Consider the following 16,061-nt stretch of genomic DNA (forward strand, 5'->3'; position numbering starts at 1 on the left):
TTTTATCTGCGCGCCGGGGTCGGTAGGGTGCATGCCAGAAAGAAATGGGCGAAACACCCGGTTGCAATCGGGGCTCTTCGTACCCATCTATAACGACCTCACTCTCGCGCGGGAAACCCCATCTTCATGAGCTCCGCCCTGACCATTCGCCAGTTGACCAAGACCTACGGAAACGGCTTCCAGGCCCTGCACGGCATCGATCTGGACGTTGCCGAAGGTGACTTCTTCGCCTTGCTCGGCCCCAATGGCGCCGGCAAATCCACCACCATCGGCGTGCTTTCCACGCTGGTGAACAAGAGCAGCGGCACGGTCAGTGTGTTCGGCCATGACCTCGACCGCGAACCTTACGCGCTCAAGCGCTGCTTGGGTGTGGTGCCGCAGGAATTCAACTTCAACCAATTCGAGAAGGTGTTCGACATCGTCGTCACCCAGGCCGGCTACTACGGCATTCCGCGCTCCGTCGCCAAGGAGCGCGCCGAGCAGTACCTGACCCAGCTCGGCTTGTGGGACAAGCGCGACGTGGCTTCACGCGAACTGTCCGGCGGCATGAAGCGCCGCCTGATGATCGCCCGCGCTCTGGTGCACCAGCCGCGCCTGCTGATCCTCGATGAACCGACTGCCGGGGTGGATATCGAGCTGCGCCGTTCGATGTGGAGCTTCCTCACCGAGCTGAACAAGCAGGGCACCACCATCATCCTGACGACCCACTACCTGGAAGAGGCCGAGCAGCTGTGCCGCAACATCGGCATCATCGACCACGGCCGTATCGTCGAGCTGAGCAGCATGAAGGATCTGCTGAAGAAGCTGCACGTCGAGACCTTTCTCTTCGACCTCAAGGACTCCTACAGCTCAGTGCCGACGCTGCAGGGCTATCCGGCGCGCCTGGTCGATCATCACACCCTGGAAGTGCAGGTGGAGAAGAGCCAGGGCCTCAACGCGCTGTTCCAGCAACTGGCCCAGCAGCAGGTCGAGGTGCTCAGCCTGCGTAACAAGAGCAATCGCCTGGAGGAGCTGTTCGTCTCCCTGGTGGAAAAGAACCTGGCCAAGGTGGCGCAATGACCTCTCAGTACCTCAACAGCGAATTCGCCGCCAACCTGGTGGCCCTGCGTACCATCGTTCACCGTGAGGTCCGTCGCTTCGTGCGTATCTGGCCGCAAACCCTGCTACCGCCAGCGATCACCATGGTCCTGTACTTCGTGATCTTCGGTAACCTGATCGGCCGGCAGATCGGCGACATGGGCGGCTTCAGCTACATGGAATACATCGTGCCGGGGCTGATCATGATGTCGGTGATCACCAACAGCTACGGCAACGTGGTGTCGAGCTTCTTCGGTAGCAAGTTCCAGCGCAACGTCGAGGAACTGCTGGTCTCGCCGGTCTCGCCGCACACCATCCTCATCGGTTTCGTCGTCGGTGGCGTGCTGCGTGGGTTGGCGGTGGGCTTCATCGTCACGCTGCTGTCGTTGTTCTTCACCCACCTGCAGGTGCATCACCTGGGTGTGACCGTGCTGGTGGTGCTGCTGACGGCGACCATCTTCTCGCTGGGCGGCTTCGTCAACGCGGTGTATGCGCGCAACTTCGACGACATTTCGATTATCCCCACCTTCGTGCTGACGCCGTTGACCTACCTGGGCGGGGTGTTCTATTCCATCACGCTGTTGCCGCCGTTCTGGCAGACGGTGTCGCTGGGTAACCCCATCCTGCACATGGTCAACGCCTTCCGTTACGGCATTCTCGGGGTATCCGACATCCGTATCGGCGTGGCCATCGGTTTCATGCTGCTGGCGACCGCCGCGCTCTATACCCTGTGCATCCGCCTTCTGATCAGCGGTCGCGGCATGCGTCAGTGACGCTTTTGTGGGAGCGGATTCATCCGCGATCTCGCGGCTAAAGCCGCTCCTACAGGCCTGGTGGCAAGAGAAAAAACATAGCGAAATAACTTGCGCACCTGTCAGTAACGCAGCAGCCGGTTAGACTCCGCCTCTACCAAGAAGAAGGGGCTGATCATGACCGTGCTGTTGCGTGCTCTTCCATTGCTGTGGCTGGGTGTATTTGCGCTGCCTGCGGTTGCTGCAGAAGGGCCAATGGTCGAGACCGTGCCGGTGCGGCAGATGGAGGTGCGTGACGAGCTGATTACCTTCGGTTCGCTGCGCTCAGACGAGTCGGTGATGATCCGCCCTGAGGTTGAAGGGCGCCTTGCCACCCTGCATTTTCGCGAGGGCCAGGCGGTAACCGCCGGCGATCTACTGATCAGTCTTGACGACGCCATTGCGCGCGCCGAATTCGCCCAGGCCCGGGCCAATCTCGATCTCGCCGAGAAGAACCACCAACGGGCGCAGATGCTGTTCCAGCGCGGCGCCAGCAATGCCCAGGCGCTGGATGAGGCGCAGAGCCAGCTGCAGGCTGCGCGCGCCAGCCAGGCCCTGGCCCAGGCACGGCTCGACAAGACTCAGATCAAAGCCCCTCACGACGGTACGCTCGGCCTACGCCAGGCCAGTGTCGGTGACTACCTCAGCTCCGGGCAGAACATTGTCAACCTGGAGGTGCTCGACCCGCTCAAGGTCGACTTCCGTATTCCGCAGAAGGCTGTGGCCCAGGTGCGCCTCGGCCAGACCGTGGAGATCACCCTCGATACCTACCCGGGCGAACGTTTTCGTGGTGAGATTTTCGCCATCAACCCGCGCCTGGATGAGGCGGGGCGCAGCCAGGCGATCCGCGCGCATATCGGCAACGATGATCGGCGCCTGCGGCCAGGCCAGTTCGTCCGCGTTTCGGTGATTCTCGAAGAGCGGCCGCAGGCGCTGGTGATCCCCGAAGAGGCGGTGATGCCGCAGGGCGACAAGTTGCTGGTCAACCTGGTGGTCGATGGCAAGGTCGAGCGCCGTGAGGTGACGCTGGGCAAGCGTTTCGATGGCCTGGTCGAGGTGCGTGAGGGCCTGCAGGGTGACGAAACCATCATCAGCGCCGGTTGGCAGCGTGTGCGTGAAGGGCTGGCCGTGCGTACCAAGAGCGGGGAGCGCCAGCCGTGACACTTTCCGATGTCTGCATTCGCCGGCCGGTATTCGCCACTGTTCTGTCGCTGATCGTGGTGCTGCTGGGGCTGATGGCCTACGACCGCCTCAACGTGCGCGAATACCCCAATATCGACGTGCCCATCGTCACCGTACAGGTCACCTATCCCGGCGCCAGTCCGGAAATCATGGAGTCGCAGGTGGCGCAGCCGGTGGAGGACGTACTCTCCGGTATCGAGGGTCTGGACTTCGTCACATCCATCAGTCGCGCAGAAAATACCCAGATCACCGCACAATTCCGTCTCGGCCGCAGCGCTGACGAGGCAGCCAACGACGTGCGGGACCGTCTCGGTCGGGTGCGCAACCTGCTGCCGGACGAAGTGGACGAGCCCATCGTGCAGAAGGTCGAGGCCGACGCCCAGCCGGTGGTGTGGATCGCCTTTCACAGCCAGCAGCACAGCGCCATGGAGATCACCGATCTGCTGGAGCGGGTAGTCAAGGATCGCCTGCAGACCATTCCCGGTGTGTCCGAAGTGCAGGTGCGTGGGGCGCGTACCTTCTCCATGCGCATCTGGCTCGACCCGGAAAAGCTCGCCGCGCACAACCTCACCGTGCAGGACGTGGAAGACGCCCTGCGTCGGCAGAACGTGGAGATTCCGGCCGGACGCATCGAGTCACGCGAGCGTGAGTTCAGCGTGCTGTCGGAAACCGATCTGCGTACCCCGGAGCAGTTCAGCGAGCTGATTCTCGACGATTCGCAAGGCTACCTGCTGCGTCTGTCCGACGTTGGCCGCGCCGAAGTGGGGCCGCGCGACGAGCGCACCGTGGTGCGTTTCAACGGTTTGCCAGCGGTGACCCTGGGCCTGGTCAAGCAGGCCACGGCCAACCCGCTGGATATCTCCGATGGCCTTGAAGCGGCCTGGGATGACGTTCAGGCATTGCTGCCCGACGGCATGAACATGACTGTGGCCAACGACAACTCGCAGTTCATCCGCGAGTCCATCGATAACGTCTTTACCACCATCTGGGAGGCGGTGGCGCTGGTCATCCTCATCATCTTCATTTTCCTGCGCTCGCTGCGTGCGACGCTGATTCCGCTGGTGACCATCCCTGTCTCGTTGATCGGCGCCTTCGCCCTGATGTCGCTGATGGGCTTCACCATCAACACCCTGACATTGCTGGCGATGGTTCTGGCCATCGGCCTGGTGGTGGACGACGCCATCGTCATGCTGGAGAACATCCATCGCCATATCGAGGCCGGGATGAAGCCCATGCAGGCGGCCTTCAAGGGCAGTCGCGAGATCGCCTTCGCGGTGATCGCCATGACCCTGACCCTGGCTGCGGTGTTCGCCCCCATCGGCTTCATGCAGGGCACTACCGGCAAGCTGTTCACCGAGTTCGCCTGGACCCTGGCCGGCGCCGTGCTGGTTTCCGGTTTTGTGGCGCTGACGCTGACGCCGATGATGTGCGCAGTGATGCTCAAACCGCATCAGCACGAGCAGAGCCATGGCCGCGTGTACAACCTGATCGAAGGCTTCCTCAATGGCCTGACCTATAGCTACAAGCACAGTCTGGACCGTGCCCTGCGTGCCTGGCCGCTGGTGCTTGGCGTGCTGCTCGGCGCCTTCGTGATGTGCGCCTGGCTGTTCGGCGGCTTGCGTTCGGAGCTGGCGCCTACCGAGGACACCGGCACCATCGTCGGCGTGTTCAATGGCCCGGACGGGGCCACCATCGATTACACGGCGCGCTACGGCCGTGAGGTCGAAGCCGCTTACGCGAGCATTCCGGAGACCAATCGCTATCTGATGATCGCCGGTTTCCCCACGGTGGCGCAGGGCATCTCCTTCATGAAACTGGAGGACTGGGGCGACCGCTCGCGTACCCAGTTCGAGATTCGCAATGAGCTGCTGCCGCAGTTGCAGGACATCGCCGGCATGCGCGTGACCCCAGTCAACCGCCCGCCGCTGGGGCAGAGTGCGCGTAACCAGCCGATCAACTTTGTCGTGCGCTCGTCCATGGAATATGCCGAGCTGCAGGTTTATGTCGATCAACTGATGGAGCGCATGCGTGATTATCCGGGCCTGGAGGGGCTGGATAGCGACCTCAAGCTCAATTCGCCGCAGCTCAAGATCACTGTCAATCGTGAGCAGGCAACGGCGGTTGGCACCGATGTATCGGTGATCGGCCGCAGCCTGGAAAGCCTGTTTGGCAGCCGCCAGGTGACCCGCTTCAAGCAGAACGGCGAGCAGTACGACGTCATGGTGCAGCTGCAGGATATCGACCGCAGCAACCCGCAGGACCTGGATCGGGTGTACGTGCGTGATCGCGATGGCGGCATGGTGCAGCTGTCCAACCTGATCGAGGTGCGCGAAACGGTGGCGCCGCGTGAGCTCAATCACTTCAACCAGCTACGTGCGGTGACCATCAGCGCCAACGTCGGTACCGGATACACCCTGGGCGAGGCGCTCAATCATCTGGAAGTCGCCGCCCGTGAGGTATTTCCGCCTGAGACGCAGTACGACTACACCGGCACTTCGCGTGATTTCAAGGAATCCAGCTCGGGCATCCTGCTGATCTTCGCTTTGGCGCTGGCCTTCATCTTCCTGGTGCTGGCCGCGCAGTTCGAGAGCTTCAGCGACCCGCTGATCATTCTGTTCAGCGTGCCCCTGTCGATGGCCGGTGCCTTGCTGGCGTTGAAGCTGTTCGGCGGCACCTGGAACATCTACTCGCAGATCGGCCTGGTGACTCTGATCGGCCTGATCACCAAGCACGGCATCCTTATCGTCGAGTTCGCCAACCACCTGCTGCGCGAGGGCAAGGCGCTACGTGAGGCGGTGATTGAGGCGTCGGTGCAGCGCCTGCGGCCGATCCTGATGACCACCGGCGCCATGGTGCTGGGTTCGCTGCCGTTGGCCATCGCCACGGGTGCCGGTGCCGAAAGCCGTCAGCAGATCGGCCTGGTGATTGTTGGCGGATTGCTGGTGGGGACCTTCTTCACCCTCTACGTGATTCCGACGCTGTACCTGCTGCTGCGCCGTTGGGCACCGCTGCGGGTAATCGAGGAGGAGCCGGCAGCGGTCTGACTGGCCTGTGCCGATAGCCATCGTAGGAGGCGCTTTAACGGCGAGCTTTTGCAGCTGTCGCGGCCACGACTGCAGGGATGCAGGAGGTAGAGCGAAGCAGGATGCCCGAGCCGAAAGCCCCTCCCACGGGCATTGAACGACTGATTGTCGTAGGAGCGAGCTCTGCTCGCGAAGCTTTTGGCGGTGAGGCGATTCGCGAGCGGAGCTCGCTCCTACAAGTGTTTTGCGTGGTGCTTCGCGGGTGCGACTTGGCGCTCAACCCGCTAAACTCGCGCGGTTTTCGCCACCCTGGATTGCCAGCCATGCAGCACCCCGCCGAACATTCCCCGCTGGGCAAGTCCAGCCAGTACATCGCCGAGTACAGCCCCGAGCTGCTGTTTCCCATCTCGCGTACCACCAAGTGGGCGGAGCTGGGCCTCGATGGCGCCAGCCTGCCGTATCAGGGCGTGGACTACTGGAACTGCTACGAGTTGTCCTGGCTGCTGCCGTCCGGCAAGCCGGTGGTGGCCATCGGTGAGTTCGCCATCCCCGCAGACTCGCCGAACATCATCGAGTCGAAGTCCTTCAAGCTGTACCTCAACTCCCTGAACCAGTCGGCTTTCGCCAGTTGGGATGAGTTGCAAGCGACACTGGTGCGTGATCTGTCGGCGGTGGCCGGCAAGCCAGTAGCGGTGCGCCTGCGTTCTGTGGCTGAGGTTTCTGACGAAGGAGTGGCGACGCTGCCCGGTCAGTGCATCGATGAGCTGGATATCAGTGTCAGCCAGTACGACCACCCGCAACCCGAGCTGCTGCGCTGCGACGCCGGTCGCGTGGTGGAGGAGAGCCTGCACAGTCATCTGCTCAAATCCAATTGCCCGGTTACCGGTCAGCCGGATTGGGGCAGCCTGGTCGTCGAGTATCGTGGTGCCGCGCTGGATCATGCCAGCCTGCTGGCCTATCTGGTGAGCTTCCGCCAGCACGCGGATTTTCACGAGCAGTGCGTCGAACGCATCTTTCTCGATCTGCAGCGCCTGCTGCAGCCGCACTCGCTGACTGTCTATGCGCGCTACGTGCGCCGCGGTGGGCTGGACATCAATCCGTATCGCAGCACCGAGGCGATCACGCCGGAAAATGGCCGCCTGGCGCGCCAGTAGTCCATGAAAAATGCCGCTTAGACAATGCTGCCAATGCGGCCTTTGTAGGAGCCCCGCCCAGGTTCGCGGCGGGGCGCCGCTCCTACACGTTCGATGCATCGACGCTTGGCTAAGTGGCATTGGCCAAGCGGCGACATTTTGCTTGAAACGCCGGGCCTGAGCCGGGGCAGGGCATTCAGATGCCCATATTGGCCAGGCTCTGCATGATGTTGCGCAGGGTGCCGGCGAGGGTAGGGTGGCTGGCCTCGAAACGTTCCACCGCCAGATTGACGCCATCGATCAGCGTGGCGTCAGGCGCTGAGGCGGCTTCACGCGCCAATTGCACTTCGATTTCCTGGGTCAGCAGGTAAAGCGATGCGCGTTCTTCCTCGCTGAGCGGCGTGTCCTGGGCCAGGTGTTGCTGAAGGGCTTCCAGTTGCTGCTGCAGGTCGCTTGCTGGCATAGAGTTCTCCTTGTCGAATCAGCTTAGGCATTGACCCCCAGCGGCGCTGGAAGTTTTCAACCCGTACCTGAAGGTTAATCCAAGCGGGCCGGCTTTGCCTGATCCGAGTCAAAGGCTCAGGGCTTTTCGCCCTTGCTCCGGCGCACGCCGATATCGTCCAGGCTGGCCTCGATTTCTCCCAGGTGATCGACCACCGAGTGCACGCCCAGACGATAGAGCTGCAGCGTGGCCTCGGCGCGCAGGTGTTTCTGCTCGCTTGCGTCCAGTGCCTGCCAGTCGGCCAGGGCATAGCCGCATAGTGGCCCGCAGGCGGCCAGGCCGATGGTCCAGCAGCCAGCATTGAGCCCGGCTTGCAGCATCAGCGGATTACCACTGACGACTACACAACCATCCAGGCGCTCGACGTTCAGCTGGCTCAATGCCTGCCAGCAACTGTCTGGTGCCGGCCACGGCCTTGTCTGACGCGCCAACACCGCTTCGATGGATGTGGGCAGCGCTTCGGCCAGGCGCAGGCTGGTATCGGCCGGCAGGTCGTCCAGCCAGGCGCAGGGCGTGCCATTGGCATGCAGGCTTTGCAGTAACTGTGCAGCACCTGGGGTCAGTTCGGCATGGTCGCCGGCCACCTCGCTCAGCGTCTGCTGTAGCGCTTGCAGTTGTGCTGCGGTTGCCGGCTTGCCTAGCCAGGCATCCAGCGCCTGCTGCGGCGCACCGACGAGGCTTGCGGGCGTGCACTCGGGGTGCAGCCGCTGCAGTGCGACGGGTAGCGTGCGGGCGCCGAAGTCGACCAGGCAGCCGGACAGTTGAAAGATCAGGGCGGTGCAGGGGGAGGGCATGGGATCATCCGTGGCATTGGCCTAGGCCAATCTAGCGCCAGCGGATGACCGTAATGTGACCGCTAGATGACGTCGAACAGAGCGCGTACGTGCTCCGGCAGGGCTACCGACTTGCCACTCTCATGGTCGATCCATACCAGTTTGCAGTAACCCTCACCGTAGACCGTGAGCGGGTCTTCGACGGTGCGCAGCCGGTGTTCGATCACCAGGCTGCTGCGCCCCACTGCGCCTGCCCTCAGTTCCACCATCACGGTGGCGGGGTGGATCACCGGTTTCAGGTAGGTGTGCTGGGTTTGCAGGACCACCGGGCCGAACGGCACGTTGCTCATGGCTACGCCAGCCAGCTCGAACCAGGCGACACGGGCTTCTTCCAAGTATTGCATGTAGATGATGTTATTGACGTGCCCGTAGCTGTCCATATCGCCCCAGCGTACGGGGATGTGTGCTGTGTGCAGCAAGGTTTCGTCGGTCATCGCTTTTCTTCGCTATGCTGCCCAATCAGGGCTCCAGGCTTTATACTACGCGGCATTCGGCCCGCTGGCGGTGGCCACATTAATTTCCTCAAGGAGAGATTTAAATGCATGTGATCGGTGCTCGCTGGATCGCGCGCCTGGGTGGCCTGATGGCCCTCGTCGGCCTGAGCCTGCTGCCTGCGATGAGTCAGGCCGCCTCGGAAGAAGATCCTTGGGAAAGCTTCAATCGCCCCATCTTCCGTTTCAACGATACCGTCGATACCTATGCGCTGAAGCCGATCGCCCAGGGTTACCGGGCTGTCACGCCGCAGTTTCTCGAAGATGGCGTACACAACGTATTCGGCAACATCGGTGACGTTGGCAACCTGGCCAACAACCTGCTGCAGGGCAAACTGCACAACGCCGGCGTCGATACTGGTCGCCTGATCTTCAACACCACGTTCGGTGTGCTGGGCTTCTTCGACGTGGCCAAGCACATGGGCCTGCGCAAGAGTGACGAAGACTTCGGTCAGACCCTGGGCGTCTGGGGTCTGAATAGCGGGCCTTACCTGGTCATCCCGCTCCTCGGGCCAAGCACTGTGCGTGATGCCACCGGTCGGGTGCCGGACAGCTTCCTGACGCCGTATCCGCACATGGATCATGTGCCGACCCGTAACGTCACTCGTGGCGTGCAGGTGGTCGACACCCGTGCCAACCTGCTGCAGGCCGAGCGACTGATCAGCGGCGACAAGTACATCTTCATCCGCAACGCCTACCTGCAGAGCCGTGAGTTCAAGGTCAAGGATGGCCAGGTCGAAGACGACTTTTAAGTCCTGACAGATGCAAAAAAGGCGGCCCCTGGGCCGCCTTTTTCGTAAATGCAGATTTCAGCTCATGGAGATGATGGCCAGGCCCAGCGACTGACGGCCGTCACCCAGGTCGCCGACCCGCACGACCTCTGCGTGGGCGTCGAGGCCGGCGAGTTCGCTGTGTTCTGAAGGGATATGGACCTTGACCTTGTCTCCCATGCTCAAGGCCGCTTCAGCCTCGATTTGCATGCCAGTACTGGAAAGATCCAGGCACAGTGCAGGAATTTCCCGGCCAGCATGATGGAGGACGACTGCAGCTTCCAGTCGCATGCGGATGTAGTCGCGTTTCTCGCTGTACGCTCGATCGTTCTGACTCATGGACCCTGTCCTCTTCTTATGAGCTCTCCCGCGGCTCTTATAACCCTCGTCGATTTGACCTGTAAAGCCGCCGAACGACGACCGGTCCCGGCTTGAATCGGCCGGCAGATGGGAGTACCGTCTGCCCCTTGAAATCGCCCTGGCGCCATAGATGCAGCGCCGCGCCACGGGCAGTGACCAAAAATTGCCCTGGCGCAGTTTGCCTGGATACCCCATGCACAAAACCAGTGCCACTCTGCTGATCATTGACGACGACGATGTCGTACGTGCAAGCCTCGCGGCTTACCTCGAGGACAGCGGCTTCAAGGTGTTGCAGGCCAACAACGGTTTGCAGGGGCTGGAAGTGTTCCAGCAGGAAGGCCCCGACCTGATGATCTGCGATCTGCGCATGCCGCAGGTCGACGGTCTTGAACTGATTCGTCGTATCAACGCGCTGGGCGTCGAAGTGCCAGTTATCGTCGTTTCCGGCGCCGGTGTGATGAACGATGCCGTCGAAGCCCTGCGTCTCGGCGCTGCCGACTACCTGATCAAACCGCTTGAAGATCTCGCCGTACTGGAGCACTCGGTGCGCCGTGCGCTGGATCGCTCGCGTTTGCGCGTGGAGAACCAGCTCTATCGTGAGAAGCTGGAAGCGACCAACCGCGAACTGCAGGCCAGCCTGCACCTGTTGCAGGAGGACCAGAACGCCGGCCGTCAGGTGCAGATGAACATGCTGCCGGTGACGCCCTGGCAGGCCGATGGCCTGAGCTTCGCGCACCAGATCATTCCGTCGTTGTACCTGTCCGGTGACTTCGTCGATTACTTCCGTATCGACGAGCGACGCATCGCGTTCTACCTGGCCGATGTCTCCGGCCATGGTGCATCGTCGGCATTCGTCACCGTGTTGCTCAAGTTCATGACCACGCGCCTGCTCTACGAGTGGCGGCGTGGCGGCACGTTACCGGAATTCAAACCCTCCGATGTGCTCGGCCACATCAATCGCGGGTTGATCAACTGTAAGCTGGGCAAGCACGTGACCATGCTCGGCGGTGTGATCGACGAGGAGAGCGGCATGCTCACCTACAGCATCGGCGGGCATCTGCCGCTGCCGGTGCTGTTCGAAAATGGCCAGGCGCGCTACCTGGAAGGCCGTGGCCTACCAGTCGGCCTGTTCGAGGAAGCCGAATACGGTGATCTGGAAATGCAGTTGCCAGAGTCTTTCAGCCTGACGCTGCTGTCCGATGGCATTCTCGACCTGCTGCCAGGTGACACGCTGAAAGAGAAGGAATTGGCGTTGCCACAACTGGTTAGCCAGGCTGGCGGTACGCTGGGTGGTTTGCGTCAAGTTCTCGGTCTGGCCAATCTGGGCGAGATGCCGGATGATATCGCCTTGCTGGTGTTGAGCAGGAACCTTGCATGAATCCTGGGATAAGCCCCGGTCGCATCCAATTCGCCGAGCAGGACGGAACCTTCGTCCTGAAGTTTGTCGGTGAAGTCCGTCTGACGTTGTGTTCAGCACTGGATGCCACGATTGAAAAGATTTTCACCGCGTTGAATTTTTCGGCCATCGTCATCGACTTGACCGAAACTCGCAGTATCGACAGTACGACTCTCGGTTTGCTGGCGAAATTGTCCATTCTGTCGCGGCAGAAGGTTGGTCTGTTGCCGACCGTTGTCACCACTCACGACGACATCACGCGCCTGCTGGAGTCAATGGGCTTCGACCAGGTGTTCAACATCGTCGACCGGCCGATTCCCTGCCCGGATTGCCTGGATGATCTGCCTTCGCAGGATCAGTCCGAAGAGGTGGTGAAGGCCAAGGTGCTGGAAGCGCACCGCATCCTGATGGGGCTGAACGACTCCAATCGCGAAGCCTTTCACGATCTGGTTAGCGCGCTCGAGCGGCACTGATCGATTGTTTCCGTAGGGTGCGCGGCGCGCACCGATATCTGCCGAGAAAGTTGGTGGTGCGCACGGCGCACCGCACCTTCGAACTCGCAATGACAAAGGGGCGTCAGCTTGGCTGACGCCCCTTTGTCATTCAGGCCTTGGCGGCCAGCAGGGCTTCGAGTTTTTCCTGATCGCGGGCGAACAGGCGGATGCCTTCGGCCAGCTTCTCGGTAGCCATGGCGTCTTCGTTCAGCGCCCAGCGGAAGCCGCCTTCATCGAGGCTCTGGCGAGGTTCGCCGGTAGCACCAGGGGCGAGCTGGCGACTCAGTTGGCCATCGCCCTCAGCCAGTTTCTGCAGCAGGTCGGGGCTGATGGTCAGGCGGTCGCAACCGGCCAACGCTTCGATCTGACCAAGGTTGCGGAAGCTTGCTCCCATCACCACGGTGTCGTAGCCGTTGGCCTTGTAGTAGTTGTAGATGCGTTTGACCGACTGCACGCCAGGATCATCGTTGCCTACGAAATCACGGCCCTCGGCCTTCTTGTACCAATCGTAGATGCGCCCCACGAACGGCGAGATGAGGAATATGCCGGCATCGGCGCAGGCCTGTGCCTGGGCGAAGGCGAACAGCAGGGTCAGGTTGGTCTGCACGCCGGCTTTTTCCAGCTGCTCGGCCGCGCGGATGCCCTCCCAGGTCGAAGCTATCTTGATCAGTACGCGCTCGCGGCCAATGCCCGCTTTTTCGTAAAGGCCGATCAGGCGCTCGGCGCGGCGCAGGGTCGCGTCGGTGTCGAACGACAGGCGCGCATCGACTTCGGTGGAAATGCGGCCCGGGATGACCTTGAGGATCTCCTGGCCGACGGCCACCGCGAAATGATCGCAGGCCAGCCCCAGGTCACCCTTGCCAGCACTCATGGCCTGATTCAGCAGGTCGGCATAACGAGGCAGGGCAGCCGCCTTGAGCAGCAGCGAGGGGTTGGTGGTGGCATCCACCGGTTGCAGGCGGGCGATGGCATCGAGGTCACCGGTGTCGGCGACTACGGTAGTGAACTGCTTGAGTTGTTCCAGCTTGGAGGTCATGACGAGGCCTTGTCGTTGCAGATGGCATGACCTTACCCGAGGCGCAGCGGGCGCTCAACGGTCGGGTCACTGACAATATTTACCTTTTCGGGCTGCGCTTTTTGCCGGCTCATTCGTCTTTATCTATGACGGTACGTAAGAACGTGCCGAAGTCGGTGGAGTCCGACTGTAGACGAGCTGCCAAGGAGCCCGAGCATGTCGACCCAAACCCAGCTTTCTCGTTCAGTTTCCGCTGGTCTGGACACGCGCCAGTGCCGTGAGTGGTTGCAGGCCGCCGGGCTGCGCTTCAGTATGCCCCGGCTCAAGGTGGTGGAGGCGCTGTGCAGCGCCAATGACGAGCAGGGGATATCTGCGCGCGCACTCCACCAGCAATTGAATGAGGCCGGCGAACCGCTGTCGCTGGTCAGCGTGCGCCAGGTGCTGCGCCGTATGGAGGAGAATGGCCTGGTGCAGACGACCGGGCGTAGCCGCTATCGCCTGAGCGCGCCAGATCAATGACCGCGTAGCAGTTCGGCTGCCTGGTCGAGCAGGCCCAGTGGGTCTTGCACCTTGTGAATGTCCACCGACAGCAGCTGGCGGAAACGCCGTGCACCGGGGAAGCCCTGAGCCAAGCCCAGTACGTGACGGCTGACATGATGCAGGGTGCCACCCTCGCGCAGGTGTTGCTCGACGTAGGGTTTGAGTGCGAGCAGAGCGTCCATGCGGGAAATGCCCGTGTCTGCAGCGCCGAACAGGCGGCTGTCCACCTGCGCCAGCAGATAGGGGTTGTGATAGGCCTCGCGGCCGAGCATCACGCCATCGAAGGTCTGCAGATGTTGCTCGCATTCCTCGAGGGTCTTGATACCGCCGTTGAGGATGATCTCCAGATCTGGGAAGTCCTGTTTGAGCTGCGCGGCGATGTCGTAGCGCAGCGGCGGAATCTCACGGTTTTCCTTCGGCGACAGGCCTTCGAGGATGGCGATGCGCGCATGCACGGTGAAGCTGCGGCAGCCGGCATCGCGTACCTGGCCGACGAAATCGCATAGCTCGGCGTAGCTGTCACGGCCATTGATGCCGATGCGGTGCTTGACCGTCACCGGGATACTCACGGCGTCCTGCATGGCCTTCACACAATCAGCGACCAGTGCCGGATGACCCATCAGGCAGGCACCGATCATGTTGTTCTGCACGCGGTCGCTGGGGCAGCCGACGTTCAGGTTCACTTCGTCATAGCCATGTTCTTCGGCCATCTTCGCGCAGGTCGCCAGGTCCTGCGGGTTGCTGCCGCCCAACTGCAGGGCGATCGGGTGTTCGCACTCGCTGTAACGCAGGAAACGCTCGCGGTCGCCATGGATCAGCGCGCCGGTGGTGACCATCTCGGTGTAGAGCAGGGCATGACGCGACAGCTGACGGAGAAAGAACCGGCAGTGACGGTCAGTCCAATCCATCATCGGGGCCACGGAGAAGCGGCGGGACAGGGCGGACGGCGTGGCTACAACATTTTCTAAAGACATGTGGGATGACGCGTTCTGACGTGTTGACGGGGTTTTCAGGCAAGAAACTCTGGCGCGGCGCTGTTTTACTGGTATCCGTCGCACAGTGGCGCAACTGCTGGCAACGGCGTGCAAGTCTACCAGAGCTGTGACTTTTCTCTCGCGACGCGTATCGGTTTAACGCTACAAGCTGCATGCTTTAGGTCGAGCCGCTCTCCAGACAGCGGCCAAATAACAACAACGCCTGCGTGAATTGCCTGCATGAAGATTCAACCTCTGCCTCCACTCAACAGCCTGGTGGCGTTCGAGTCAGCCGCGCGAAACCTGAGTTTCACCCTCGCGGCCAAGGAACTGAACGTCACCCAGGGTGCGATCAGCCGGCAGGTTCGTCTGCTTGAGGACTACCTCGGCAAGACCCTGTTCGAGCGCACCACCCGCGAGATCAATCTCAGCCCGACCGGCAGCCACTACTACGACACGGTGCGTGAGTCCCTGCTGCAGTTGGCCCATGCCACTGGCGAGATTCGTCATTGGCGTGGCGCGCAACAGGTCACGGTGGTGACCAGCACCGCCATGGCGTCGCTCTGGCTGTTGCCGCGGGTCGCCGAGTTCCAGCGAGACAATGAAGAAGTGGACCTGCGCATCATCGCCTATGACCACGTCAAGGATTTCTCCCGCCTGGACTGCGACCTTGCGCTGTACTACTGCCGTACGCCGCCGAAGAACATGCAGGTGACGCCGCTGTTCGCCGAAGAAGTGTTCCCCGTGTGTAGCCCTGGTTACCTGGCCAAGCACCCGGATTTCTGCGACCCGACGCAGCTGGCCACCGGCACCTGGCTGTGGCTGGAAGACCCGCAGCGTGACTGGATCAGCTGGCCGGAGTGGTTCCAGCGTCTGGGCTACAAGGCGCGCGAGCCGCGGCACCGAATCAATATCAACAGCTATTCGATGCTGATCCAGTCGGCGTTGAGCGGGCAGGGTATTGCGCTGGCCTGGTCGAACCTGGTCGACAACTATTTGCAGACCGGCGCATTGGTGCGGCCCATCGATGTGACGTTGCATACCGATGCGCAGTTCTGCTTGCTCGAGCCCGTCGGGCGCAGCAGTCGGCAGAGCGTGCAGCGCTTTCGCAACTGGTTGATGGAGCAGGTCACCAGCGAGTCCGGTGATGAGCTTCAGGCGGGTTGAAACGAGGCTGCCGCAGGCTTTTGGCCTGAGGCAGCTCGTACGTCGCCCGTAGCGTGGGCGATCAGTGAGGAAGGCGGTTTCGCGGCTGTTGGCGTGGAACCGCTGCGCAGCAGGCAGCGCTTGCCGGGTTGGCAAGTGTCTGCAGAGCGTTGCGCAGTGGCGGCAAGATGGCAGCGGCGGCAACGCCGGACAAACCATTTCTCGTCATGAGTCGATGAGTTAAGCACATGCATCAGCCCGCGTAATTACTGGGTTTACTTACCCATCTCTCCTAATATTTATGATTTTTTATCATAAATATCAGTGCAAAAAA

Annotated in this window: 16 protein-coding genes; 10 read left to right on the forward strand and 6 right to left on the reverse strand. The window is 61.6% G+C overall.

What is annotated here, in order from left to right; genetic code table 11:
• Positions 1-126 precede the first annotated feature (126 nt).
• The 5 genes from CXP40_RS20890 to queF all read left to right on the forward strand — a co-directional run bounded on the left by CXP40_RS20890 (position 127) and on the right by queF (position 7,227).
• Positions 127-1,059 (forward strand): ABC transporter ATP-binding protein, encoded by a 933-nt coding sequence (locus CXP40_RS20890; protein ID WP_106735296.1) that lies wholly within the window; start codon positions 127-129, stop codon positions 1,057-1,059.
• Positions 1,056-1,850: an ABC transporter permease gene (locus tag CXP40_RS20895; RefSeq protein ID WP_106735297.1), complete on the forward strand. Its 795-nt coding sequence runs from the start codon at positions 1,056-1,058 to the stop codon at positions 1,848-1,850. Before CXP40_RS20890 ends, CXP40_RS20895 begins: the two co-directional genes overlap by 4 nt.
• A 156-nt stretch (positions 1,851-2,006) precedes the next feature.
• Positions 2,007-3,029 (forward strand): efflux RND transporter periplasmic adaptor subunit, encoded by a 1,023-nt coding sequence (locus tag CXP40_RS20900; RefSeq protein ID WP_106735298.1) that lies wholly within the window; start codon positions 2,007-2,009, stop codon positions 3,027-3,029.
• A complete protein-coding gene (locus CXP40_RS20905) occupies positions 3,026-6,094 on the forward strand; it encodes an efflux RND transporter permease subunit (RefSeq protein ID WP_106735299.1) in 3,069 nt (1,022 codons plus the stop codon). Before CXP40_RS20900 ends, CXP40_RS20905 begins: the two co-directional genes overlap by 4 nt.
• 302 nt (positions 6,095-6,396) lie before the next feature.
• Entirely contained in the window at positions 6,397-7,227 is an 831-nt protein-coding gene (gene queF, locus CXP40_RS20910; RefSeq protein ID WP_106735300.1) for an NADPH-dependent 7-cyano-7-deazaguanine reductase QueF, read from the forward strand.
• A gap of 175 nt (positions 7,228-7,402) precedes the next feature.
• On the opposite strand, the gene CXP40_RS20915 is transcribed toward queF, so the two are convergent.
• The 3 genes from CXP40_RS20915 to CXP40_RS20925 all read right to left on the reverse strand — a co-directional run bounded on the left by CXP40_RS20915 (position 7,403) and on the right by CXP40_RS20925 (position 8,975).
• A complete protein-coding gene (locus CXP40_RS20915; RefSeq protein ID WP_003460925.1) occupies positions 7,403-7,669 on the reverse strand; it encodes a DUF4404 family protein in 267 nt (88 codons plus the stop codon).
• Between the two features lie 116 nt (positions 7,670-7,785).
• Complete coding sequence (locus tag CXP40_RS20920) at positions 7,786-8,502, reverse strand: phosphatase (protein ID WP_106735301.1); 717 nt, start codon at positions 8,500-8,502, stop codon at positions 7,786-7,788.
• A 62-nt stretch (positions 8,503-8,564) separates the two neighbouring features.
• On the reverse strand, positions 8,565-8,975 hold the full coding sequence (locus CXP40_RS20925; RefSeq protein WP_106735302.1) for a thioesterase family protein: 411 nt from the start codon (positions 8,973-8,975) through the stop codon (positions 8,565-8,567).
• Between the two features lie 104 nt (positions 8,976-9,079).
• Here CXP40_RS20925 and CXP40_RS20930 point away from each other — a divergent pair, with 104 nt between their 5' ends.
• Entirely contained in the window at positions 9,080-9,784 is a 705-nt protein-coding gene (locus tag CXP40_RS20930) for a VacJ family lipoprotein (RefSeq protein WP_099523040.1), read from the forward strand.
• A 57-nt stretch (positions 9,785-9,841) separates the two neighbouring features.
• Here CXP40_RS20930 and CXP40_RS20935 read toward each other — a convergent pair whose 3' ends face one another.
• The gene (locus CXP40_RS20935) at positions 9,842-10,141 is read right to left on the reverse strand and encodes a PilZ domain-containing protein (protein ID WP_021490576.1); all 300 of its coding nucleotides are present in this window, start codon (positions 10,139-10,141) and stop codon (positions 9,842-9,844) included.
• Between the two features lie 214 nt (positions 10,142-10,355).
• On the opposite strand from CXP40_RS20935, the gene rssB reads away from it, so the two are divergent.
• Positions 10,356-11,540: a two-component system response regulator RssB gene (gene rssB / locus CXP40_RS20940; protein ID WP_021490575.1), complete on the forward strand. Its 1,185-nt coding sequence runs from the start codon at positions 10,356-10,358 to the stop codon at positions 11,538-11,540.
• An 8-nt stretch (positions 11,541-11,548) separates the two neighbouring features.
• A complete protein-coding gene (rssC, locus tag CXP40_RS20945; RefSeq protein ID WP_026088796.1) occupies positions 11,549-12,031 on the forward strand; it encodes an anti-sigma factor antagonist RssC in 483 nt (160 codons plus the stop codon).
• Between the two features lie 130 nt (positions 12,032-12,161).
• On the opposite strand, the gene tal is transcribed toward rssC, so the two are convergent.
• On the reverse strand, positions 12,162-13,088 hold the full coding sequence (gene tal / locus CXP40_RS20950) for a transaldolase (RefSeq protein WP_021490574.1): 927 nt from the start codon (positions 13,086-13,088) through the stop codon (positions 12,162-12,164).
• A gap of 195 nt (positions 13,089-13,283) precedes the next feature.
• Between tal and CXP40_RS20955 the strand changes: the two genes are divergently transcribed.
• Complete coding sequence (locus tag CXP40_RS20955) at positions 13,284-13,586, forward strand: winged-helix domain-containing protein (protein WP_021490573.1); 303 nt, start codon at positions 13,284-13,286, stop codon at positions 13,584-13,586.
• Here CXP40_RS20955 and dusA read toward each other — a convergent pair.
• Positions 13,580-14,581, reverse strand: coding sequence for a tRNA dihydrouridine(20/20a) synthase DusA (gene dusA, locus CXP40_RS20960; RefSeq protein ID WP_106735303.1), 1,002 nt, complete (start codon positions 14,579-14,581; stop codon positions 13,580-13,582). The two genes, CXP40_RS20955 and dusA, sit on opposite strands and share 7 nt — an antisense overlap.
• A gap of 240 nt (positions 14,582-14,821) precedes the next feature.
• Here dusA and CXP40_RS20965 point away from each other — a divergent pair, with 240 nt between their 5' ends.
• On the forward strand, positions 14,822-15,748 hold the full coding sequence (locus CXP40_RS20965) for a LysR substrate-binding domain-containing protein (RefSeq protein WP_106735304.1): 927 nt from the start codon (positions 14,822-14,824) through the stop codon (positions 15,746-15,748).
• The last annotated feature ends 313 nt before the right edge of the window (positions 15,749-16,061 follow it).

This window comes from Pseudomonas sp. YY-1, from assembly GCF_002843095.1.
Lineage (GTDB): Bacteria > Pseudomonadota > Gammaproteobacteria > Pseudomonadales > Pseudomonadaceae > Aquipseudomonas > Aquipseudomonas sediminis_A.